Consider the following 15,785-nt stretch of genomic DNA (forward strand, 5'->3'; position numbering starts at 1 on the left):
TTCCCCCCGCCCGGTGCCAGCCTTATGGTGGCCCCGTCGTCGGCATCGCCCGTCTGTTCATTCCCGGTCCGTCTGTTGAGCACCCTCCGCGCCCCGCCCCGTGCCCCGACATCGGGCAATCCGCCTCCCCGCCGCCGGCCGCCCTCGGACCAGCCGCCGCGCCCGCGCCTGCGCATCGGTCGCCTGCGCATCGGCCGCCTGCTGGGCCAGTCGCTGGCGCTGTTGATGATCTGGGGCGGTCTGGCCCTGCTGTTCGTGCTGGCCTGGTACGGGCATGACCTGCCCGACGTGGACAAGGCCGTGCAGGTGGAGCGCCGGCCGGCGGTGACGCTGGTGGCCGCCGATGGCACGCCCTTCCATCGTTTCGGTGATCTTCGCGGTGCCACGGTACGGGTGGAGGATCTGCCGCCGCATCTGGTCAATGCCCTGATCGCCACCGAGGACAGCCGCTTCTATTATCATTTCGGGATCGATCCGATCGGCATCGCCCGTGCGATGTACATCAATTGGCGGGCCGGGCGCTATGTGCAGGGCGGCTCCACCCTGACACAGCAGCTGGTGAAGAACCTGTTCCTGACGCCGGAACAGACGCTGAAGCGCAAGATCCAGGAGGCCATGCTGGCGGTCTGGCTGGAGCGGCGCTACAGCAAGAACCAGATCCTCACCGCCTATCTCAACCGGGTCTATCTCGGCGCCGGCACCTTCGGCGTCGATGCCGCCGCCCGCACCTATTTCGACAAGCCGGCCACCGCGCTGAACCTGCGGGAATCCGCCATCATCGTCGGTCTGCTGAAGGCACCGTCGCGCTATGCGCCCACGGCCAGCGAGGACCGGGCCATGCAGCGTGCCGCCGTGGTGCTGTCGGAGATGCTGGAGCAGGGCTACATCACCCAGGCCGAGGCCCGGGCGGCGCTGCAGGCCCCCCCGGCGCGGGAGAAGTCCGGCAGCGAGGGCGACGGGCGCTATTTCGCCGCCTGGGTCGCCGACCAGGTGGCGTCCTTCATCGGCCCGGACCATGGCGATCTGGTCGTCTACACCACCTTCGACCGCGCCACGCAGCAGGCGGCGGAGACCCGGATCAAGGAGATGCTGGCCGCCAACGGCGAGAAATCCCATGTCAGCCAGGCGGCGGCCGTGCTGATGAGCCCGGACGGGGCGGTCAAGGCCCTGGTCGGCGGCCGCGATTACGACAGCAGCCAGTTCAACCGGGCCACCCAGGCCCTGCGCCAGCCCGGGTCGTCCTTCAAGCCGATCCTTTATCTGGCGGCGCTGGAGGCGGGCTGGACCGCGGACAGCCATATCCTCGACGCGCCCTACCGCAAGGGCAAATGGGAGCCGGGCAATTACGAGGGGCGCTACCGCGGCGAGGTCACGCTGCGCGACGCCCTGGCCTTCTCCATCAACACGGCGGCGGTCCGCCTGCTGGAGAGCATCGGTGTGGACCGGGCCCGCGGCATGGCCAAGCGGCTGGGCATCACCTCGCCCATGCGCCGCGACCTGTCGCTGGCGCTGGGCACCAGCGAGGCGACGCTGCTGGAGATGACGGGGGCCTATGCCACCCTGGCCAATGCCGGGCGCTCGGTCATTCCCTATGCCATCCTGGAAATCCGCGATGCCAACGGGCAGCCGCTGTACCAGCGCCGCGGCTCGGCCGCCGGCTATGCCGTGTCGGGGCCGGATGTGCAGGCCATGACCCGGCTGCTGCTGGGGCCTGTGACCTATGGCAGCGGCAAGGCGGCCCAGCTGGACCGCATGGTGGCCGGCAAGACCGGCACCACCCAGGACTACAAGGATGCCTGGTTCATCGGCTTCACCGCCGATCTGGTCGGCGGCGTCTGGATGGGCAATGACGACAACAGCCCGATGAAGAAGGTCACCGGCGGCGGCCTGCCGGCCCATCTGTGGCACGACATCATGGCCGACGCCCATCAGGGGCTGCCGCCGCGCGACCTGCCCGGCCTGTCCAGCCAGCCCGACCAGGTGCCGATGGTGGCCCAGAACAGCACCCAGCCGGCCACGCCGACACAGGAGCCGGTCCCCACCCAGGAGGGCGACCCCATCGCCGACCTGCTGCGCAAGCTGCAGGCCGGCGGCGAATAGTCCGGTAAGGGCGTCAGCCCCGGGCCACGGCCCGGTCGCCGCAGAAGGGATTGCCCTGCCGCTCCTGGCCGAAGGTGGAGGGATTGCCATGTCCCGGCAGGAAGGCGACGTCGTCACCCAGGGGAAACAGCTTTTCGCGGATGCTGCGGATCAGCGTGGCATGGTTGCCGCCGGGGAAGTCGGTGCGGCCGATGGAGCCCTGGAAAATCACGTCGCCGACCACGGCGAACCGGCTTTCCGGGTGGAAGAACACCACATGGCCCGGCGAGTGGCCGGGGCAGTGCAGCACCTCCAGTGTCAGCGTACCCACCTGCACCCGGTCCCCGTCCTCCAGCCAGCGGTCGGGCGTGAAGGCCTTGGCATAGGCCATGCCATAGTCGCGCCCGCGGGCCGGCAGGTCGGCCAGCCAGAAATCGTCGCCCCGGTGCGGTCCTTCCACCGGCACCGGCAGTTCCGCTTTCAGATCCACCACGCCGGCGGCGTGGTCCACATGGCCGTGGGTGATGAGGATGCGCTCGGCCGTCAGCCCGTGCTGCGCCAGCGCCGCCGTGATCTGCGCGACACCGCCGCCCGGATCGATGATGGCGGCCCGTTTCGTCGCCGTACACCACAGGATCGAACAGTTCTGCTGGAACGGGGTGACCGGGATGATCAGCGCCTGCAGGGGCGGCGGTGGGGTGGGCGGCATCGGGTCTGCGGCGGGCATGCTGGCTCCGGCTGTCTCTGTCGGGAATTGCGCGCACGATAGCCGGGGCCGCCCGCAGGGCCAAGGCTTCACAGGAACGGCCCCGGGACCGGCGGCGCTGCCGGCAGCCGGGGGACAGCCGGAGGCGGGGCGTCGGGGCCTCCGGCGGACGCCGGGCAGCCAGACGCCGATTCCGCTTCCCTGCCGGCGAAAACAGGACTATATACGCCACCAGGAAATCCCATACGGACCGGCCAGCAAGCCTCGCTGGCGCGGCTGGTCTGCTTTGCGGGTGGGCCTTTGGCCCGCCTTTTTGTTTATCTGGGCCTGTCTTTCCCGCGTCTTTCCCGCGATGAGGGGCGGGTCGGCCGCCGGGGGTGTGCTCCGGGGGCGGGGCGGGCGTCAGAGGAGTTGAAGCCGCATGGACATTCTGGAACGCGTCAGTCAGATCGTCGGACCTTCGGTCGAGGCCATGGGCTACGAGCTGGTGCGCGTGCAGGTTTCCGGCGGCATGCGTCCGACATTGCAGCTGATGGCCGAGCGCGCCGACGGCGCCGCCATGACCGTGGACGATTGCGCCGACATCAGCCGGGCCGTTTCGGCCCTGCTGGATGTGGAGGATCCCATCGCCTCGGCCTATGTGCTGGAGGTCAGCTCCCCCGGCATCGACCGCCCGCTGACCCGGCTGAAGGATTTCGAGCGCTTCAAGGGCTTCGAGGCCCGGATCGAGACCACGGTCGTGCTGGAGGGGCGCAAGCGCTTCAAGGGCGTGCTCTACGGTGTCGAGGGCGAGAATGTCCTGGTCGTGCTGGAGCAGCCGTCCAAGGCGGCCAAGCCGGCGAAGAAGGGCAAGGCCGCACCGGCCCCTGCGCCTGTCGATCCGGATATGGTCGCCTCCGGCCTGGTCGAGGTGGCGGAGATCCCCTTCGCCCTGGTGCAGAAGGCCAAGCTGGAACTGACCGACGCCCTGCTGGCGGCGGCTGCCGCCGGTGAGGCCGCCAGCGCCGGGACCGAGGGCGGCGCCATGGATGTGGACGAGGATGCCAAGCCCGTCCGCGGCCATGCGAAGGCTGCCTGGGCACCGAAGCCCAAGGCGGAGAAGAAGAAGGGCCCCGGCCGGTTCGCCAAGACCCGGGCGGAGGATGAGACCGAAACCACCGATGATCCCTCCCGCACCGAGTCGGCTCCGGCCGGCGCGGCGCAGGATTGATCCAGAGACAGAGCAGACAAGGCAGGGTTCGCCAGGATGGAACTGCTTCAGGTAGCCGACGCGGTCGCCCGCGAGAAGAACATCGACAAGGAGCACGTCCTTGAGGCCATGGAAGAGGCCATCAAGAAGGCGGGGCGCTCCAAGTACGGGCATGAGCACGACATCCGCGCCCGGATCGACCGCAAGACCGGCGAGATCCTGCTGACCCGCTATATGGAAGTGGTCGAGGAGGTCGAGAACGAGGCGACCCAGATCGATCTGGCCAAGGCCAAGCGCAAGAACCCGGCGGCCAAAGTCGGCGACTTCCTGGTCGATCCGCTGCCGCCCATCGATTTCGGCCGCATCGCCGCCCAGACGGCCAAGCAGGTCATCGTGCAGAAGGTGCGCGAGGCCGAGCGCGAGCGCCAGTTCAACGAGTACAAGGACCGCAAGGGCGAGATCGTCAACGGTCTGGTCAAGCGCGTCGAGTATGGCAACGTTACCGTGGATCTCGGCCGGGCCGAGGCCATCCTGCGCCGTGACGAGTGCCTGCCGCGCGAGCATTTCAAGACCGGCGACCGCGTGCGCGCCCTGATCATGGATGTGCGCAGCGAGCCCCGCGGTCCGCAGATCTTCCTGTCGCGCACCCATGGCGACTTCATGAAGGGTCTGTTCCGCCAGGAAGTGCCGGAGATCTATGATGGCATCATCGAGATCATGGCCGTGGCCCGTGACCCGGGTTCGCGCGCCAAGATCGCGGTCATCAGCAAGGACAGCGGCATCGATCCGGTCGGCGCCTGCGTCGGCATGCGCGGCAGCCGTGTCCAGGCCGTGGTTGGCGAACTGCAGGGCGAGAAGATCGACATCATCCCCTGGAACCGCGACCCGGCCACCTTCGTCGTCAATGCCCTTGCCCCCGCCGAGGTGGCCAAGGTGGTGCTGGACGAGGATGCCAACCGCATCGACGTGGTGGTGCCCGACGACCAGCTGAGCCTGGCCATCGGTCGCCGCGGCCAGAATGTGCGTCTGGCCTCGATGCTGACCGGCTGGACCATCGACATCATGACCGAGGCCGAGGAGCGCGAGCGGCGGCAGGCGGATTTCGCCACCCGGTCGCAGCTGTTCATGGAAGCCCTGGACGTGGACGACATGATCGCCCATCTGCTGGTCAATGAGGGCTTCACCTCGGTGGAGGAGATCGCCTTCGTCGACCTCAACGAGCTGACGGCGATCGAGGCCTTCGACGAGGATGTGGCGGCGGAGTTGCAGGCCCGCGCCGCCGCGTTCCTGGAGGAACAGAACGCCAAACTGGAAGAGAAGCGCAAGGGGATGGGTGTCACCGACGAGGTGGCCGCCATCGATGCGCTGACTCCGGCCATGCTGGTGAAGCTGGGTGACAAGGGCGTGAAGACGCTCGACGATCTGGCCGATCTGGCGGGTGATGAACTGATCGAGATCGTCGGCAAGGATGCCATGACGCTGGATGAGGCCAATGAGATCATCATGGCCGCGCGTGCGCACTGGTTTGCCGATGGTGACGAGGCTGGTGCGGGTGCCCAGGCTTAAGGCCGGCGGATCGGAGGCGGTCTGATGCAGCCCGCCACGGAAACGCCGGCCCCGCCCGGGGTGCCGGAGGTTCTGCCTCCGGAGGCCCAGGCGGATGAGCCGGAAGCGGTCGGCGGACGCAAGAGTCCGCTGCGCCGCTGCATCGCCTCCGGGCGGGTGCAGGCGAAGGATCACATGATCCGTTTCGTCCTGGGTCCGGACGGAACGGTGGTGCCCGACCTGGAGGAAACCCTGCCCGGACGTGGGCTGTGGTTGACGGCGGACCCCGCCCTGGTTGAAAAGGCCTTGTCAAAGGGTCTGTTCGCCAAGGCGGCGCGTCGCGCGGTGAAGGTTCAACCGGATTTGCCGGCGCTTGTGCGTCAGCTGGTCCGGCGTCGGGCCCTGGATCTCGTCGGCCTCGCCCGCAAGGGCGGGGGCGCCGTGGCGGGGTTCGAGAAGGTGCAGGCGGCGCTGCGCACCGGCCGGTTTGGTCGTGGCGTGGCGGTCGGTCTGTGGCTGGAGGCACGGGACGGGTCGGATGACGGCCGGTCCAAGCTGCGTCCGCTGGCCCAGGCCCTGTCGGTGCCGCTGGTCGATCTGTTCGACCGGGCGGAACTGGGGGCGGCCCTGGGGCGGGACGAGGCAGTGCATGCGGTGCTGGCGGCGGGTCCGCTGGCGGCGCGGCTGCTGCGTGAGGTCGACCGCGTCAAGGCGCTGGGCGGCTGAAGGTGGCATTCCGGCCCGTGCAAGGGAATTGAGCGCCGGCACGGTTGAGTTTGGGTCCCTTGGCGCAGGACCCGCGCAGAATGATCGGCCCCGAGTGGACCGGACGGACTGCGGGTGGCGGATCAACGACTTACCTGTCGGATTTGGGATGAGCGATACGAACGACCAGAACCGCGACACGAAAGTACAGGGCCCGGGTGCCCGCCCCAAGCTGTCGCTGGGCGGGGGCACGAAGGCGGCCGGCCAGCCCCCCGCCGGGGGTGGGCAGGGCGTCGTGCGTCAACAGTTCTCGCACGGCCGGGGCAAGGATGTGGCGGTCGAGGTCAAGCCGGCCAAGCGCATCATCAATAAGGCCGCCGTGCCCGGCGTGGCCGATGGCGGTGCCGCGGCCCGCCATGCGGCCCAGGGCCTGCGCGGCCAGCCGGGCCGTGGCGGCCTGGCCGGACGGCAGCTGAGCGATGCGGAGCGCGACACCCGTTTGCGCGCCGTCGCCCTGGCCGAGGAGGAGCGCAAGCGCCGCGAAGCCGAGCAGGTCGAGCAGGCCCGTCAGCGCGCCGAGGCCGAGGCCCAGGCGGCACTCGTTGCTGCCTCGGCGCCCGAGCCGGAGCCCGTGGCCGCCGAGCCGCTGGACGACGAGACCATCCGCCGTCGCGAGCTGGAAGAGCTGAAGCGCATCCAGGAGGCCGAAAAGGCCGCCGTGGAGGAGGCCGAGCGCCGCCGCCAGGAAGAGGAAGCCCGCCGGAAGGAGGAGGAGGCCAAGAAGGCCGCCGCCCGCACCGACGAGCGCGGCCCGTCCCGGACCGGTACGGCTGGCGCGGCGACCCGTCCGGCCTCGGCCGATACGGCCCGCCCCGCTCCCGGTGGCGCCTTGGCTCCCCGCGGCCCGGTCACCGGCCGTGCGGAGGAGGAGGACGAGGACAGCCCTCGCCGCAAGGTCGGTGGCAACACCAAGGGGCCGGCTGCCAAGGTTCCTGCCCCGGCTTCCAAGGTCAAGGGCGGCGACAAGCGCCGCTCGGGCAAGCTGACCATCTCCCAGGCGCTGACCGAGGACGAGGGCCAGCGCGGTCGCTCGCTGGCTGCCGCCCGCCGTGCCCGTGAGCGCGAGCGTCTGCGCCAGTTCGGCCGTCAGGAAACCCAGAAAGTGACCCGTGACGTCACCATCCCCGAGGTCATCACGGTCGGCGACCTGGCCAACCGTATGGCCGAGCGCGGCGCCGACGTCATCAAGACGCTGATGCGCATGGGGGTGATGGCCACCATCACCCAGACCATCGATGCCGATACGGCTGAGCTGGTGGTGCAGGAGCTGGGCCATCGTCCCATCCGCGTGTCGGAGGCGGACGTGGAGATCGGCATCGGCGGCGGCCAGGACGAGGCGGCGGATCTGCTGCCCCGCGCGCCGGTCGTCACCGTCATGGGCCATGTCGACCACGGCAAGACCTCGCTGCTGGACGCCCTGCGCAAGACCGACGTGGCGGCCCGTGAGGCCGGCGGCATCACCCAGCATATCGGCGCCTATCAGGTGCAGCTGCAGTCCGGTTCGAAGATCACCTTCATCGACACGCCGGGCCACGCCGCCTTCACCGAGATGCGTGCCCGTGGTGCCAACGTCACCGACGTGGTGGTGCTGGTGGTTGCTGCCGACGACGGCGTCATGCCGCAGACGGCGGAGGCCATCCGTCATGCCAAGGCGGCCAAGGTTCCCATCATCGTCGCCATCAACAAGTGCGACCTGCCGGCGGCCAAGCCGGAGCGGGTGCGCAACGAGTTGCTGCAGCACGAGCTGGTGGTCGAGGCCATGGGCGGCGACGTGCTGGACGTGGAGGTCTCGGCCAAGACCGGGCTGAATCTGGACAAGCTGGAAGAGGCCATCCTGCTTCAGGCGGAAATCCTGGAGCTGAAGGCCAATCCCAACCGCGCCGCCGAGGGCGTGGTGGTCGAGGCCAAGCTGGACAAGGGCCGCGGCCCCGTGGCCACTGTGCTGGTGAAGCGCGGCACGCTGACGGTGGGCGACATCGTCGTCACCGGCAGCGAGTGGGGCCGTGTCCGCGCCCTGGTCAACGACCGCGGCCAGAACGTTGCCGATGCCGGCCCTGCCGCACCGGTGGAGGTTCTGGGTCTCAACGGCGTGCCGCTGGCCGGTGAGGACATGGTGGTGGTGGAGAGCGAGGGCCGTGCCCGCGAGATCACCGAATACCGTGCCCGCAAGAAGCGCGAGGCCGAGGCTGCCAAGTCCGGCCGCGGTTCGCTGGAGCAGATGTTCAAGCAGATCCAGGCCGGCGAGGCCAAGGAACTGCCGATCGTCATCAAGGGCGACGTGCAGGGCTCGGTCGAAGCCATTGCCGGCGCGCTGGAAAAGCTGACGGCCGAGAACACCGAGGTGAAGGTACGCGTGCTGATGTCGGGCGTCGGTGCCATCACCGAGAGCGACATCACCCTGGCCAACGCCTCCAAGGGGCTGGTGGTGGGCTTCAACGTCCGCGCCAACCCGCAGGCGCGCGACATGGCCAAGCGCGATGGCGTGGAGATCCGGTACTACTCGATCATCTACGACATCATCGACGACGTGAAGCAGATGCTGACCGGGATGCTGTCGCCGACGCTGCGGGAGAAGTTCCTGGGCAACGCGCAGATCCTGCAGGTGTTCAACATCACCAAGGTCGGCAAGGTCGCGGGCTGCCGCGTCTCCGAAGGCATCGTCAAGCGCGGCGCCAAGGTCCGCCTGCTGCGCGACAACGTGGTGATCCACGAAGGCACGCTGAAGACCCTGAAGCGCATGAAGGACGAGGTCAAGGAAGTGCGCGAAGGCTTCGAATGCGGTATGGCCTTCGAGAATTACGACGACATCCGCGAAGGCGACATCATCGAAGCCTTCGAGATGGAGGAGATCGCCCGCGCCCTGTAAGCGCCGGCAGTTTCCCCCCGGTTCCAAGGCCGGTGTCCACCCCTCCGGGGGCAGGGCGCCGGCCTTTTTCTTTGCCGCCACACCGGCGGCGGTCTATCGTTCCGTCATGGCCGGTCCTGGTTGGACGCAGGGGGCCGACATGCCGAGGGGCCGCTGACTGAACCGCCCGCCAGGGAGACGCCGACGCCCGGGCATATTGATCGCGACAGGACGTGCGTTGCCCTGCAGGATGCCAACAACCTGCCGGAACTGGTCGCGCGTGCCCGCCGTGGCGAGCAGATCCTGATCCCCGATGGCGGGCAGGTGGTGGCCAGGATCGTGGCCGTGGACCCGTCCCGGGAGGGTGCTGTCCAGGGAGGCGAGGCAATTCCCGAGGGGCTCGCTGCCCGGCGCCGCTCCCTGTTCGGGATGCTGGTGGGGCAGATCGATGTGGATGCCCTGCAGCAACCGTTGCCGGCTGATGTCCTTGACGCCATGCGCGATCCTCAGATCATTCCCGAATGAGCGATAGGGCATGTCCTTGGGCCTGCTGCTGGAGTCCCATGCTGCTCTGTGGCGGATCGCAGCGCCTGACCGCCTGTCAGGCCCGGCGCGGCGCGCTCTTGCCGAGCCGCGAACCCGATTGCATGTCAGTGTGGTGACGGCATGGGAATTGGAAATGAAGGCTGCTCGGGGCAAGCTGCCGCTGCCGCCCACCCTGTGGGGGCGAATGGTCGAAGCGGGGATCACATTCCTTCCGGTTTCAATGGCACACGCCCTGTTGGCCGCCCGCCTGCCTCTTCATCATCGCGATCCCATTGATCGGATGATTGTGGCCCAAGCCATGACGGAAGGGCTGACCCTGGTCACAAAGGATCCGGCCGCTGTGGCCTACGGCCTGCCGGTTCTCTGGTAGGCGGCCATTTTCGCGATTCTTCCCGGTGCGTTCCGCCGGCATTTGTGCTACCTCACCGCCCTTCCAAACGCCGCGTGGCACTGTTCCTGGTGGCGGGGTCCCAGTCCCCGGCCAGGGTGAAGGATATTGGACGATGACGCGCAAACATTCCGGCGGCAGCACCGCCAAAGGCCCGAGCCAGCGGCAGCTGCGCGTGGGCGAGGAGATCCGGCATGCCCTGGCGGACATTTTCCGCCGCGGCGAGTTCCGCGATCCGGCCCTGCAGGATCTGAACATCACCGTGACCGAGGTCCGCATCAGCCCCGACCTGAAGAACGCCACGGCCTTCATCATGCCGCTGGGCGGCGGCCATGCCGAGCTGATCCCGGCCCTGAACCGGGCCTCGGCCTTCCTGCGCAGCCAGGTGGCACAGGAGGTGCGCCTGCCCTATGCGCCGCGCGTCAGCTTCCAGATGGACACCAGTTTCGACTATGCCAGCAAGATCGACCGCATCCTGCACGATCCCCAGGTGGCCCGCGATCTGGATGCCGAAGGCATGGCACTGAACCGGGATGCGCTGCTGCCGGCCGACGATGCCGATGGGGCCGATGCCGATGCGGCCGACGCTGCCGGGGAGGCCGCCGGGGAGGATGAGGGCGACCGGGACGACAGCCGGGACGGGGGCCGTCATGGCGCGTAAGCGCAAGGGCAATCCGCTGCATGGCTGGCTGGTGCTGGACAAGCCGGGCACATTGACCTCGACCCAGGCCATGGCCAAGTGCCGCTGGCTCTGCCAGGGGGAGAAGGCCGGGCATGGCGGCACCCTGGACCCCATTGCCACCGGCGTGCTGCCCATCGCCTTCGGCGAGGCGACCAAGACCGTCCAGTACGCCATGGACGGGACCAAGACCTATCGCTTCCTGCTGAAGTTCGGCGAGGCCACCGACACCGACGACCGTGCCGGCCGTGTCATCGCCAGCAGCGACGTGCGGCCGACGGACGAGGCCATCGAGGCGGCGCTGGAGCGCTTCCACGGCTGGATCGAGCAGATCCCGCCGCAATATTCCGCCATCAAGGTGGAGGGCGAGCGCGCCTATGATCTGGCGCGCGAGGGCGAGACGGTGGCGCTGAAATCCCGGCAGGTGCGGGTGGACAGCTTCCTGCTGACCGGCCGTCCGGACCGCGACCATGCCTGGTTCGAGGTGGAATGCGGCAAGGGCACCTATATGCGCTCGCTGGCCCGCGATCTGGCCATGGCCCTGGGCACGGTCGGCCATATCGGTGAACTGCGCCGCCTGTCGGTGGGGCGCTTCACCCTGGACCATGCCCTGACGCTGGAGCAGCTGGAGCAGGCGGTGGCCGAGGGCGATCCGCAGCGTCTGTTGCTGCCCATCGAAACGGCGCTGGACCAGCTGCCCGAGCTGTCGCTGACCGGGGACGAGGCACAGAAGCTGCGCCAGGGCCAGAGCGTGCTGTTGCTGAAGCGCACCGATCTGACCCGGCTGGATGCGGTGCGTGCCAGCGTGGGCGAGGATGGGGACGCCATGGCCCTGGCCAGCAGCGGCGGGCGCCCCGTGGCCCTTGTCCGGGTCGAGGGGGCGGAGATCAAACCGGTTCGCATCCTGCACGTCTGACGCCGGGGATCGACGGGCCGGCCCGTTGGCTTGGGACCGGCCCTTTCCTTCCTGTCAGCGCGTGGCGGTCTTCACCGGCCGGGTCGCCGTCTCGATCAGCGTGCGGGCCTGGGCGATGGCGTCCGCCGTCTGAACCGTGCCGGCATTGATGCCGTCGGCCAGATCCATCAGCTTCGGCCCGGTGACGGCGCCGTTCTCCGCCTCCTCCTCCACATGGATGCCGCCGTCGCGCGCGGCCACCATGTCCCAGGCCCGGCGCACGGCGGCCCAATAGGTGGCCGTCTTCTCCATATAGGCGTCGGCGGCGGCCACGGGGTACTGGTCGAACTTCGTATAGGTGTTCAGCACCACCTCGTGGACGATGGTGACGGATTTCCCGTCGCGCTCGCCCAGCTTGGCATTGTCCTGTTCGTGCACCCAGCCCGTGGGCGTCAGGGCATGCCGGTTGACGGCAAGATAGCGGTTGTAGGGCGGCTTGCGCACGGCGTCACGCCGGGCCAGGGGGCGCAGCCCCTGACCGCTGGTCCAGCGCGGGACGCCCAGATCATGCTCCCAGCGGCCGACACCGCCATACCGGGGGCTGTCGTCGGTCTGCCAGACGGTCTGGCTCCAGGCGCCGCTGCGGCTGGCGGCGTCCACCGGGGTCAGGCGCCACTGGCCGCCCCGTTCATAGGTCAGCACCGTCTCCGGCTCCCAGGTCCAGTCCTGGCGCCAATGCTTGATCACCACCGGCTTTTCGTCCTCGTCCTCCACCACCAGCAGATGCTGCAGGCGGATGGTGGTGCCGCTGTCCTCGATCACGCGCACGACCTCGTGCCCGCCGCTGCGCTTGGGCTCGATCGGGGTGTAGTCGGCGACGAAGGGAACGGTCTCGCGGAAGTCGAACCGGACCCGGTAGTCGCCCGCCATGGCCAGAATGGCCTGGCGGTCCTGCTGGAAGCTGGCGCAGCGTTGCGGCGCCACGGCGGCGGGGCAGGCGGCGGCGGCCATGCCCTCCGCCGCCAGGGCCGGCAGGGTGGCGCCCAGCAGGGGGGTGGAAAGAAGGGCGGCCCGCAGCCAGGACACCCGCGGCCAGGACAAGCGTGTCATCATCGATCTCCTGTCATCAGGATCGGAACCGCCCGCCGACCGGCCGTGTGGACGGCCTGCGGGCGCGGAGTGCCGGGTGCGCTCAGAACCGGACGGTCAGCGAGACGCTGGCGTTGCGGCCGGGCTGGCTGTAGGCGTCGACGAAGCTGCTGCTGGCGCCCAGGCCGCGCACATCGCTCCACCACCAGTACTTCTCGTCGAACAGGTTGAAGAGACCGGCCCGCAGCGTGACCATCTCGGATACCGTCCAATAGCCGGTCAGATCGACCACGGTGAAGGGGCCGGGGGTGAAGGGAATGGTGGCGCAGCCCGAGCCGCAGGAGGTGCGGGACTGAGCCTTGCCGGCCGAGCGGGTGACGGAGAGCTGGCCGCCGAAGCGGTCCTGCGGGTCCTGATAGGTCAGGCCGGCGACCAGCTTCACCGGATCGATGCTGTCCAGCGCCGTCTTGACCCCGTCCTGCTTGCTGTGGCCCCGGGCATAGGCGGCGGTGGCGATGCCGCCGAAGCCCGATTCCGACCGGTACTGGACCTTGGCCTCGCCGCCGGTGATCTTGACCTTGTTCAGATTGACATACTGGAACACGCCGGGATTGCCGGGTGTCAGATTGCCGGACACCTGCACCTGCTCGATGAAGTCGTCGTACCAGCCGGCGAAGCCGGTGGCGCTGGCGCTCCAGCCATTCCGGCGGAAGCGCAGCCCGCCCTCGATGGTCTCGCTGGTTTCCGGCTTCAGGTCCGGATTGGGCTCGGACCGGTAATTGAAGATGACGTTCTCGAATCCGTTATTGACCTGGGACGGGCTGGGCGCCTTGTAGCCCCAGGCATAGTTGGCGAACAGTCCGACCGCCGGCGTGACCCAGTAGACGCCGCCGATCTTCGGCGACACATGCCAGTCGCTGGCCTTGGCCGTCTCATAGGGGTAGAGCGGATCGTTGTCGTCCGGGTCGAGCCGGTAATAATCCAGCCGGACGGCGGGATAGAGCGACAGCGCCCCGTCCAGGGCGGTGATCTCGTCCTGCAGGTACAGACCGCCCAGCATGTAGTCGGTGTCGGGGAAGGCCTTGGTCGGGAAGCGCTCCCCCACCGGGGCGGTCACGCCGTCGCGCAGGCCCGTCTGGCGGGTCAGCGAGATGTCGCCGCCATAGCTGAGGCGGTGGGTGAGGGTCTTGCCCAGCGTCTGGCTGTTGGCCTCGACCGACAGGCCGCCGACCTTGTTCTTGAACAGGCTGTCGCGGGTGCGGTCGGCGGCGGTGGTGCGGTCCTCGGCCGAGAACTGCCGGACCTTGCCGTCCTGGTAATAGCCGGTCCAGTGCAGCGCCTCCAGCGCCACGGTGCCGGCACTGTAGAGGTGATCCAGGCTGACGCGGCTGCGGCGGGTATCGTCCTTGGCCGTCAGGTTGGCCACGGTGCCGGAACGGCCGCTCAGCACGTCCGTATCGGTGTCATGGTCCAGATAATCCACGGTCAGCCGGAAACGGTGGGCCTCGTTGGCATGGAACACCAGCTTGCCCAGCACGGAGTCCGAATTGATCTCCTGCGGGTTGGCCTTGGTGCGGTTGACAGTGGCGCTGTCGTTGCTGCCCTTGGTCTTCTGCTCTTCGCCGTCGCGGTGAGTGTAGGCCAGCAGCATCTCCCAGCGGCCGGCGCGGGCGGCGCTGAGCGCACCCATGCTCCAGCTGCTGTCGGCACCGGAATAGCCGACCCGCGCCTCGCCGTGCAGGGCCTCGCCGGTCTTCAGATAGTCGGCCGGGTCCTTGGTGACGAAGCTGACGGCGCCGGCCACGCCGTCGCTGCCATACAGGGCGGAGGTCGGGCCGCGCAGGATCTCGACCGATTTCACCAGATCCAGATCGGTGAAATCGCCGCGGCCGGTGGCCTGCGGGCCGAAGCTGAAGGCGTCCGGCGTGCGGATGCCGTCCACCTGGATCAGCACCCGGTTGCCTTCCAGGCCACGGATGGTGAAGCCGCTGTTGCCGTCGCGGCCGGTGGAGGCGCCGGCAGCACTGAAGCGGGCCGGGCTGTTGCGCACCGACACGCCGGGCTCATAGCGGACCAGATCCTTGATGTCGGTGACCAGATTGTCCTGGATTTCCCGCGCGTCGATGACGCTGACCGTGGCTGGTGCCTCGATCACCAGCTTTTCGCTGCGGGTGGCGGTGACTGTCACCTCCTCCAGCGACATCGCCGCCACCTGGGTCGGCGCCGGCGCGCCGGGGGGCGTCTGTTGGGCGGCGGCGGTCAGTCCCGTGACCAGAGGCCCTGTGAACACCAGCGGGAGCGTCGCCCGCAGCAGCTTTGCCTTCATCTCTGTCTACCCATTCTCGTTCCCGGTCCCCTTTCACCGAGGGGCTCAGCCCATTACGCGGAACAGCAAATGAGAGTCAATCTCATTTGCAATTGCAGGTCGGGACCGGTGGACGTCTCCGCCCGTCGGCCGGACCTGGGTCCCGGGTCCGGCCCAGCGGCTCTGCACCGGATGCAGGGGGCGGCTGTTGCGGCGTGAATCCCCTTGACCCGGACCCCGCCATGCCGCATTTGTCCGCCACCGATCGACGTCTGCAACCGTTCGGAACCGTGCTGGACGACATCCCGGCCCGGCCCCGCGGCGTGCGGACGCGTACCCGTTTCGGCCCCTGGTGGGCCGCGGCGCCCGTCGAGGGGGCAATTTCCGCCCGGTCCGCCTGTTGAAACCATCTGAAGACGGAGACATCCGATGTCGATCACGCCGGAGCGCAAGCAGACGCTCATCGAAGAGTACAAGACCAAGGACGGCGACACCGGTTCGCCCGAGGTCCAGGTTGCCATCCTGTCGGAGCGCATCAGCAATCTGACCGAGCACCTGAAGGCGCATGCCAAGGATTTCCACTCCCGCCGCGGTCTGCTGGTCATGGTCGGTCAGCGCCGTCGTCTGCTGGACTATCTCAAGGCCAAGGACCAGGGTCGCTATGACACCCTGATCCAGCGCCTGGGCCTGCGTCGCTGACGCCACACGCCGAAAGGGTGCCATCCTCCGTGACGTTCGACCTGTCCCCTCCCGT

The 15,785-nt window shown here is 68.6% G+C and carries 14 protein-coding genes; 11 read left to right on the forward strand and 3 right to left on the reverse strand.

The window, feature by feature from the left end:
- Positions 1–75 precede the first annotated feature (75 nt).
- On the forward strand, positions 76–2,100 hold the full coding sequence (locus tag DK368_RS03340) for a transglycosylase domain-containing protein (RefSeq protein ID WP_240002319.1): 2,025 nt from the start codon (positions 76–78) through the stop codon (positions 2,098–2,100).
- Between the two features lie 13 nt (positions 2,101–2,113).
- On the opposite strand, the gene DK368_RS03345 is transcribed toward DK368_RS03340, so the two are convergent.
- Complete coding sequence (locus DK368_RS03345) at positions 2,114–2,806, reverse strand: MBL fold metallo-hydrolase (protein WP_275668464.1); 693 nt, start codon at positions 2,804–2,806, stop codon at positions 2,114–2,116.
- A 400-nt stretch (positions 2,807–3,206) separates the two neighbouring features.
- Here DK368_RS03345 and rimP point away from each other — a divergent pair, with 400 nt between their 5' ends.
- The 8 genes from rimP (at position 3,207) to truB (ending at position 11,658) form a co-directional block, all read left to right on the forward strand.
- Positions 3,207–3,995, forward strand: coding sequence for a ribosome maturation factor RimP (rimP, locus tag DK368_RS22355; RefSeq protein WP_114392158.1), 789 nt, complete (start codon positions 3,207–3,209; stop codon positions 3,993–3,995).
- A 36-nt stretch (positions 3,996–4,031) separates the two neighbouring features.
- Positions 4,032–5,540: a transcription termination factor NusA gene (nusA, locus tag DK368_RS03355; protein WP_114392159.1), complete on the forward strand. Its 1,509-nt coding sequence runs from the start codon at positions 4,032–4,034 to the stop codon at positions 5,538–5,540.
- Between the two features lie 24 nt (positions 5,541–5,564).
- A complete protein-coding gene (locus tag DK368_RS03360; protein ID WP_114392160.1) occupies positions 5,565–6,245 on the forward strand; it encodes an RNA-binding protein in 681 nt (226 codons plus the stop codon).
- A 148-nt stretch (positions 6,246–6,393) separates the two neighbouring features.
- A complete protein-coding gene (infB, locus tag DK368_RS03365; protein WP_114392161.1) occupies positions 6,394–9,150 on the forward strand; it encodes a translation initiation factor IF-2 in 2,757 nt (918 codons plus the stop codon).
- A gap of 120 nt (positions 9,151–9,270) precedes the next feature.
- Positions 9,271–9,654, forward strand: a complete 384-nt coding sequence (locus DK368_RS03370; protein WP_114392162.1) for a type II toxin-antitoxin system Phd/YefM family antitoxin — start codon at positions 9,271–9,273, stop codon at positions 9,652–9,654.
- A gap of 10 nt (positions 9,655–9,664) precedes the next feature.
- Complete coding sequence (locus DK368_RS03375) at positions 9,665–10,045, forward strand: type II toxin-antitoxin system VapC family toxin (RefSeq protein ID WP_205028018.1); 381 nt, start codon at positions 9,665–9,667, stop codon at positions 10,043–10,045.
- Positions 10,046–10,178: 133 nt separating this feature from the next.
- On the forward strand, positions 10,179–10,724 hold the full coding sequence (gene rbfA / locus DK368_RS03380) for a 30S ribosome-binding factor RbfA (RefSeq protein ID WP_114392163.1): 546 nt from the start codon (positions 10,179–10,181) through the stop codon (positions 10,722–10,724).
- Entirely contained in the window at positions 10,714–11,658 is a 945-nt protein-coding gene (truB, locus tag DK368_RS03385) for a tRNA pseudouridine(55) synthase TruB (protein ID WP_114392164.1), read from the forward strand. The genes rbfA and truB overlap by 11 nt, the downstream gene beginning before the upstream one ends.
- 54 nt (positions 11,659–11,712) lie before the next feature.
- On the opposite strand, the gene DK368_RS03390 is transcribed toward truB, so the two are convergent.
- Together DK368_RS03390 and DK368_RS03395 are read right to left on the reverse strand one after the other, a co-directional pair.
- Positions 11,713–12,747, reverse strand: coding sequence for a DUF6607 family protein (locus DK368_RS03390; RefSeq protein WP_114392564.1), 1,035 nt, complete (start codon positions 12,745–12,747; stop codon positions 11,713–11,715).
- Between the two features lie 82 nt (positions 12,748–12,829).
- Positions 12,830–15,052 (reverse strand): TonB-dependent hemoglobin/transferrin/lactoferrin family receptor, encoded by a 2,223-nt coding sequence (locus DK368_RS03395; protein ID WP_205028020.1) that lies wholly within the window; start codon positions 15,050–15,052, stop codon positions 12,830–12,832.
- A 221-nt stretch (positions 15,053–15,273) separates the two neighbouring features.
- On the opposite strand from DK368_RS03395, the gene DK368_RS21235 reads away from it, so the two are divergent.
- The gene (locus DK368_RS21235; protein WP_155524458.1) at positions 15,274–15,435 is read left to right on the forward strand and encodes a hypothetical protein; all 162 of its coding nucleotides are present in this window, start codon (positions 15,274–15,276) and stop codon (positions 15,433–15,435) included.
- A 25-nt stretch (positions 15,436–15,460) separates the two neighbouring features.
- A complete protein-coding gene (gene rpsO, locus DK368_RS03400) occupies positions 15,461–15,730 on the forward strand; it encodes a 30S ribosomal protein S15 (protein WP_114392165.1) in 270 nt (89 codons plus the stop codon).
- Positions 15,731–15,785: the final 55 nt, after the last annotated feature.

Origin of the sequence: Oleisolibacter albus, from assembly GCF_003336875.1 — a bacterium.
GTDB classification, from domain to species: Bacteria; Pseudomonadota; Alphaproteobacteria; order Azospirillales; family Azospirillaceae; genus Niveispirillum; species Niveispirillum album.

Coding starts and splice junctions, on each gene's coding strand:
- nusA (WP_114392159.1), top strand. CDS start 4,032: ATGGAACTGCTTCAGGTAGCCGACGCGGTCGCCCGCGAGAAGAACATC.
- DK368_RS03375 (WP_205028018.1), top strand. CDS start 9,665: ATGTCCTTGGGCCTGCTGCTGGAGTCCCATGCTGCTCTGTGGCGGATC.
- rpsO (WP_114392165.1), top strand. CDS start 15,461: ATGTCGATCACGCCGGAGCGCAAGCAGACGCTCATCGAAGAGTACAAG.
- infB (WP_114392161.1), top strand. CDS start 6,394: ATGAGCGATACGAACGACCAGAACCGCGACACGAAAGTACAGGGCCCG.
- DK368_RS03345 (WP_275668464.1), bottom strand. CDS start 2,806: ATGCCCGCCGCAGACCCGATGCCGCCCACCCCACCGCCGCCCCTGCAG.
- DK368_RS03390 (WP_114392564.1), bottom strand. CDS start 12,747: ATGACACGCTTGTCCTGGCCGCGGGTGTCCTGGCTGCGGGCCGCCCTT.
- DK368_RS03360 (WP_114392160.1), top strand. CDS start 5,565: ATGCAGCCCGCCACGGAAACGCCGGCCCCGCCCGGGGTGCCGGAGGTT.
- truB (WP_114392164.1), top strand. CDS start 10,714: ATGGCGCGTAAGCGCAAGGGCAATCCGCTGCATGGCTGGCTGGTGCTG.
- DK368_RS21235 (WP_155524458.1), top strand. CDS start 15,274: ATGCCGCATTTGTCCGCCACCGATCGACGTCTGCAACCGTTCGGAACC.
- rimP (WP_114392158.1), top strand. CDS start 3,207: ATGGACATTCTGGAACGCGTCAGTCAGATCGTCGGACCTTCGGTCGAG.
- DK368_RS03395 (WP_205028020.1), bottom strand. CDS start 15,052: ATGAAGGCAAAGCTGCTGCGGGCGACGCTCCCGCTGGTGTTCACAGGG.
- rbfA (WP_114392163.1), top strand. CDS start 10,179: ATGACGCGCAAACATTCCGGCGGCAGCACCGCCAAAGGCCCGAGCCAG.